The organism is Methylobacterium sp. WL6 (assembly GCF_008040095.1).
Lineage (GTDB): Bacteria > Pseudomonadota > Alphaproteobacteria > Rhizobiales > Beijerinckiaceae > Methylobacterium.
This window is the reverse complement of record NZ_VRVH01000277.1, coordinates 1-5956: the sequence shown is the minus strand read 5'-3', so window position 1 is coordinate 5956 and position 5956 is coordinate 1. Positions and strand designations below refer to the sequence as shown.

Here is a 5956-nt window from a genome sequence, read left to right as displayed (position 1 = left end):
GTGGGCGGCCTGCGGCGCCGGCCCGAGGTCGAGGGCGGCGAGCAGCCCGTCCAGGCAGGCCAGGAAGGCGCCGGGCGCCTCCAGGCTGTGGCGCGAGAGCGGCGGCATGCCGTGCTCGAGCCGCAGGGCGCTGTCGGCATTCGGCTCGGTCTCGGGCTGCGGCACCTGTCCGGCGCGCGCGGCCTGAACCGAGGCCTGCGCCGTGGCGATGCGGGCGAGCAGGTCGAGGTAGCCGCCCATCGGATGGTCGGGGGCGAGGCGCTGCAGCCGCAGGGCGCGGTTCGCGAACAGGTCGGCCGGGACGGGGAGCTGGACGAAGGGCACCGAGCCGGCGATGCCGATCCGGTCCGGATCGGGCTGCAGCTCGTGCAGCTTCTGGCGTTTCGGGGTTTTACCGGCGGTATCGGCGGGATCTTGCGCGGCGGGATCTTGCCCCGCGGGCTCGGCCGCGGGGGTGCGCTTGAAGAAACGGGCCAAGGCGTCAGTGCCCGCGCTTGTCGGTGGAGCCGCGCTGGCGCTTGCCGCCGGCGATCTGCCGGAACCACTTGCGGTGGTGGCGATAGGCCCAGCCGCCGGTGACGGTGCCGCGCACCATCGCCCGGCCGGTGCCGCGCACCCAGATGCCGGCGTAGATGTGCACGACGATGATCGCGATGGCGACGACCGCGGCGAGCGAGTGCGCCAGCAGCGCCCAGCGCTTCGTCTCGATGACGGTGTACTGGTAGAAGTACTGGTCCCAGATCACCAGCCCGGTGACGAACATGATCCCGATCAGCGCGGTCTGGCCCCAGAACACGCCCTTCTGGCCGGCATTGTACTTGCCGAGCTCGGGCAGCCGGTCCTCGCGGTTGGTGACCACGTCGCCGATCTTCATCGACCAGGCGACGTCGTCCTTGTTGGGGATGTTGAGCTTCCAGAAGCGCAGGAACAGCAGCGCGAAGCTGACCGCCAGCGCCACGCCGAACCACGGGTGGATCGCCCGCGTCGCCTGGCCCCCGCCGAAGATGCCGGTGAGCGAGAACAGGTACGGCGTGAACATCGCCAGGCCGGAGAGGGTCAGCAGGGTGAACAGGATCGCGGTGATCCAGTGGTTGACGCGCTGCAGGCCGGTGTAGCGGGGAACGTAGAGGATCTCCGGCGCCTCGTGCACCTCGCGCAAGGGGCGGGCATCGCCGTCTCGGATGTCGGTGTGAACGGTCATCGGGTCTGCTTCTCTCGACCTGGAGCATCGTCCACGATCTCCCGATCGCGGACAAGGCTCGCGCTTATCGTAGGGCCGCGTCGTCCTCGCGCGCCGGGATCCACCGCGCGCGATCGATGCGCCCGTGGCCCCGAACGGGAGCCGGGAGGCCGGCGCGCCTTCGGCGGCGCCGGCCTCCCGTGCCCGTCAGTGCGGCCGGGCCTCGCCGCTCTCGGCGTCGCGGCGCTTCTCGTGGTCGTACTCGATCGCCTCTTCCTCCTCCTCGGCGACGACCTCGTTCGGCCCCGCCGTGACGTAGTGGAAGAACCCGGCGACCGCGGCGAAGCCCATCGCGGCGAGCCCGAACACCTTGGCGCCGCCCTTCCAGAAGGCGACCAGCGGCGAGATCTTCGGGTCGAGCGGCAGGCCGGCATAGAGCTGCGGCTTGTCGGCGTGGTGGAGCACGTACATCACGTGCGTGCCGCCGACGCCGGCCGGGTCGTACAGGCCGGCATGCTCGAAGCCGCGCGACTTGAGGTCCTCGACCCGGTCGTGCGCCTGCTCGATCATCGCGGCCTTGGTGCCGAACATGATCGAGCCGGTTGGGCACGCCTTGGCGCAGGCGGGCGCCTGGCCGACGGCGACGCGGTCCGAGCACAGCGTGCACTTGTACGCCTTGTGGTCCTTCTCGGAGATGCGCGGGATGTTGAACGGGCAGCCCTTCACGCAGTAGCCGCAGCCGATGCAGTTCTCCTCGATGAAGTCGACGATGCCGTTGGAGTACTGCACGATCGCGCCGGGGGACGGGCACGCCTTGAGGCAGCCCGGATCGGTGCAGTGCATGCAGCCGTCCTTGCGGATCAGCCATTCGAGGTTGTTGGTCGCCTCGTTCTCGTACTCGGTGAACCGCATCAGGGTCCACGTCTTGGGCGTGAGGTCGTGCGGGTTGTCGTAGACGCCGACGTTGACGCCGACGTCGTCGCGCAGGTCGTTCCACTCCTCGCAGGCCGACTGGCAGGCCTTGCAGCCGATGCACTTCGACACGTCGATGAGCTTGGCGACCTCCATGTGCGAGCGGATGGCCGGCGGCGTCTCCGTGGAGGCGGAGCGCTGCCGGATGTCGAGGGAGCTGTAATCGGCCATGGTCTGATGCTCCCCTTACGCGACGGCGTCAGCAGGAGGCGTCGTCGCCTCGATGTTGACGAGCCACGCCTTGAACTCGGGCGTCTCGGTGTTGGCGTCGCCGACCACCGGGGTGAGCGAGTTCGGGTGCCATCCTTTCTTCGTCTGGCCCATGAAGCCCCAATGCTGCGGGATGCCGACCACGTGGACGGCCTTCCCGTCGCACATCAGCGGCTTGATGCGCTTGGTGACGACCGCCTTGGCCTTGAGCGAGCCGCGCTTGGACCAGACCCGGACCCAGCCGCCCTTGACGATGCCCTTCTCCTTCGCGAGCTGCTCGGAGATCTCGACGAAGGCCTCCGGCTGGAGGATCGCGTTGATCCGGGCGTGCTTGGTCCAGCCGTGGAAGTGCTCGGTCAGCCGGTAGCTCGTCGCCGCGTAGGGGAACTCCTCCGAGGTGCCGAGATCGGCCAGGTCGTCCTTGAAGATCCGCGACGCCGGATTGCCCTTCACCCGCGGGAACGGGATGTTGGCCATCGGCGACTCGAACGGCTCGTAGTGCGTCGGGAACGGCCCGTCGCGCATCAGGCCGCGGGTCCACAGGCGGGCGACGCCCTCCTGGTTGAGGATGAACGGGCCGACGCCCTTATCGGGGGCGACGGTGACGCCGTAATCCGGCACGTCGAAGCCGACCCACTGCTTGCCGTTCCACTCGATGAGCTTCTTCTTCTCCGACCACGGCTTCCCTTCCGGGTCGCACGAGGCGCGGTTGTAGAGCACGCGGCGGTTGGCCGGCCAGGCGAAGGCCCAGTTCGGCGCGATGCCGCGGTCGCCGGGATCGGTGTTGTCCCGGCGGGCCATGGTGTTGCCCTTCTCCGTGTAGCAGCCCGAGTAGACCCAGCAGCCGCAGGCCGTGGTGCCGTCGTCCTTGAGCTGGGCGAAGCCGTCGACCTGGCGCCCGGCCGGCAGGGTCTGCCCGTCGAGGCCCGGCGTCGGGGCGAGCGTGTAGCCGTTCAGCTCGCGCGCGAGCTCGACCGGGGTCGGCTCGTGAGCGATCGCGTAGTTCCAGGTCAGGTTGAGCATCGCGTCCGGGAAGGCGCCGCCCTCCTTCTGGTACATCTCCTTCATGCGCAGGAAGATGCCCGCCATGATGTCGATGTCGGGCTTGCACTCGCCCGGCGCGTCCTGGGCCTGCCAGTGCCATTGCAGCCAGCGGCTGGAGTTGGAGAGCGAGCCCTCCTCCTCGGCGAACAGCGTCGTCGGCAGCTCGAACACCTCGGTCTGGATCGAGGCGGTGTCGACGTCGTTGTACTCGCCGTGGTTCTCCCAGAACCGCGCGGTCTCGGTCTTGAGCGGATCCATCACCACGATGAACTTCATCTTGGAGAAGGCTTCCGTCATCTTGGCGCGATTGGGGAACGACAGCAGGGGGTTGAAGCCCTGGATGATGTACCCGGTCATCTTGCCTTGCTTCGCCAGCTCGAAGCCGCGCAGCACGTCGTAGGTCGGCACGTCGAGCTTGGGCAGGTAGTCGTAGGCCCAGTCGTTCTCCTTGGTCGCCTTCTCGCCCCACATCGCCTTCTGGAACGAGACGAAGAACTTGTTGTAGTTCGACCAGTAGCTGGTCTGGCCCGGGCGCAGCGGCTTGAACTGCCGCTTCTCGGCGTAGGACTGGTAGGTCGGCTCCTTCTCGATCGGGATGTTCAGGTAGCCGGGGATGAGGTTCGACATCAGCCCGATGTCGGTCAGCCCCTGGATGTTGGAGTGGCCGCGCAGCGCCTGCATGCCGCCGCCCAGCATCCCGATGTTGCCGAGCAGGGTCTGCACGATGCACATCGAGCGGATGTTCTGCGAGCCCTTCGAGTGGTGGGTCCAGCCGAGCGCGTAGAGCGAGGCCATCGTCCGGTCGGGCGTCGAGGTCGTGGCGATGAGCTCGCAGACCTTGAGGAAGGTCTCCTGCGGCGAGCCGCAGATCCGCGACACCATCTCGGGCGTGTAGAGCGCGACGTGCTTCTTCAGGAGCTGCATGACGCAGCGCGGGTGCTGCATCGTCTCGTCGACGACCGCGTAGCCGTCCGGCCCGATCTCGTAGTCCCAGGTCGACTTGTCGTAGTCGCGCTTCTCCGGATCGTAGCCGGAGAACAGCCCGTCCTGGAAGTCGTAGCCCTCGCGCACGACGTAGCCGGCGTTGGAATACGCCGCGACGTAGCGGTGCTGCAGCTTGTCGTTGTCTAGCAGGTACTTGGCCACGCCCGAAAGGAACGCGATGTCGGTCCCCTGGCGGATCGGGCAGTACAGGTCGGCCACCGACGCGGTGCGCGTGAAGCGCGGGTCGACGACGATCAGCTTGGCGTTGTTGTGGGCCTTGGCCTCGACCACCCACTTGAAGCCGCAGGGATGCGCCTCAGCGGCATTGCCGCCCATGACGGTGATGACGTCCGCGTGCTTGATGTCCATCCAGAGGTTGGTCATCGCACCGCGGCCGAAGGAGGGCGCCAGACTGGCGACCGATGGGCCGTGTCAAACCCTGGCCTGGTTGTCGAAGACCAGGGCCCCCATGCTTCGGACCGTCTTGTAGGTCAGCCACGCGGTCTCGTTGGAGGTCGCGGAGGCGCCGAGGAAGCCCATCGTGGTCCAGCGGTTGACCGTGAGGTCGCCGTTCTTGGCCACGAAGTTCTTGTCGCGGTCCTCCTTCATCAGCCGGGCGATCCGCTCGAAGGCGAATTCCCAGGAGACGCGCTTGAACTCCTTCGCGCCGGCCTCGCGGTGCAGCGGGTACTTCGTCCGGGTCTCGGCCTGGATGAAGTCGAGCAGCGCCGAGCCCTTCGGGCAGAGCGTGCCGCGGTTGATCGGGTGATCGGGATCGCCCTCGACGTGCATCACCGCCGAGCGGGCGTTCTTCGACTTGTCGCCGAGGCTGTAGAGGATGATGCCGCAGGCGACCGAGCAGTAGGGGCAGGTGTTGCGGGTCTCGCGCATCTGCGCGAGCTTGAAGGGGCGCACCGCCGCCGCCATCGCCGGCTCGAGGCCGCCGAAGCCGAGGGCGCCGAGCGAGCCGCCCGCGAGGGTGACGGCGCCACCCTTCAGCAGGCCGCGGCGAGAGACCTGAATCGTCATCCGTCCATCCCGATCAGAACTGGAGTTATTCCAGCATGAATCCCAGGATTGGCGCGCCGAGGCAAGTGCGGTTCCGTGACACAGATCGTCGGTCTGTCGCCGTCGGGGCCGCCACGATTTGCCGGCCCGATCCATCCCGCGGCGGCTGCAATATTTTGCCGGGCCCGAGCCCGGCCGAAGCAAGACTTGGTTTAAGGACGTCTTACTTGGACGGCGAGGCGGGGTTCTGACCCGAGGGGCCCGGGGTGCGGTGATCGAGCGGCGCCTGCGGCTCGGTGCCGGAGGAGGACCCGGTCGAGGCGCCCGGCACGTCGCGGTTGCGGTTCTCGGCCGTCGCGTTGCCGCCGGGATTGGGCGCGTCCTTGGCCGCCGATTCCTCCCGCGGCACGGGGGCCTGGCTCCAGCCGTCGTTGGCGCTGCGGGACTTGTCGCCCATCGCGTCGACGCCCTTGATCTCGCCGGGCTTGGTCTGGGCGTGCCCGGGGGTGCAGGCGAGCGCGATCGCCAGGGCGGCGGCGGCGGAGATGAGGCGGGGGA

At 68.3% G+C, this 5956-nt stretch carries 5 protein-coding genes; all 5 read right to left on the bottom strand.

Annotated elements, in window-relative coordinates; translation table 11 throughout:
• On the bottom strand, positions 1 to 477 hold a 477-nt coding region (gene fdhE / locus FV230_RS23320; RefSeq protein WP_147844092.1), incomplete at its 3' end, for a formate dehydrogenase accessory protein FdhE.
• A 4-nt stretch (positions 478 to 481) separates the two neighbouring features.
• Positions 482 to 1201: a formate dehydrogenase subunit gamma gene (locus FV230_RS23315; RefSeq protein ID WP_147728351.1), complete on the bottom strand. Its 720-nt coding sequence runs from the start codon at positions 1199 to 1201 to the stop codon at positions 482 to 484.
• 186 nt (positions 1202 to 1387) lie between these two features.
• Complete coding sequence (gene fdxH, locus FV230_RS23310; RefSeq protein WP_147728352.1) at positions 1388 to 2323, bottom strand: formate dehydrogenase subunit beta; 936 nt, start codon at positions 2321 to 2323, stop codon at positions 1388 to 1390.
• Positions 2324 to 2338: 15 nt separating this feature from the next.
• Entirely contained in the window at positions 2339 to 5419 is a 3081-nt protein-coding gene (gene fdnG / locus FV230_RS23305; protein ID WP_147728353.1) for a formate dehydrogenase-N subunit alpha, read from the bottom strand.
• Positions 5420 to 5621: 202 nt separating this feature from the next.
• Positions 5622 to 5921, bottom strand: coding sequence for a hypothetical protein (locus FV230_RS23300; protein ID WP_246686659.1), 300 nt, complete (start codon positions 5919 to 5921; stop codon positions 5622 to 5624).
• Positions 5922 to 5956 lie beyond the last annotated feature (35 nt).

What these genes read in the sequence shown, in the direction of transcription:
- FV230_RS23315 (WP_147728351.1), bottom strand. Translation starts at nt 1,201, where the DNA reads ATGACCGTTCACACCGACATCCGAGACGGCGATGCCCGCCCCTTGCGC.
- fdxH (WP_147728352.1), bottom strand. Translation starts at nt 2,323, where the DNA reads ATGGCCGATTACAGCTCCCTCGACATCCGGCAGCGCTCCGCCTCCACG.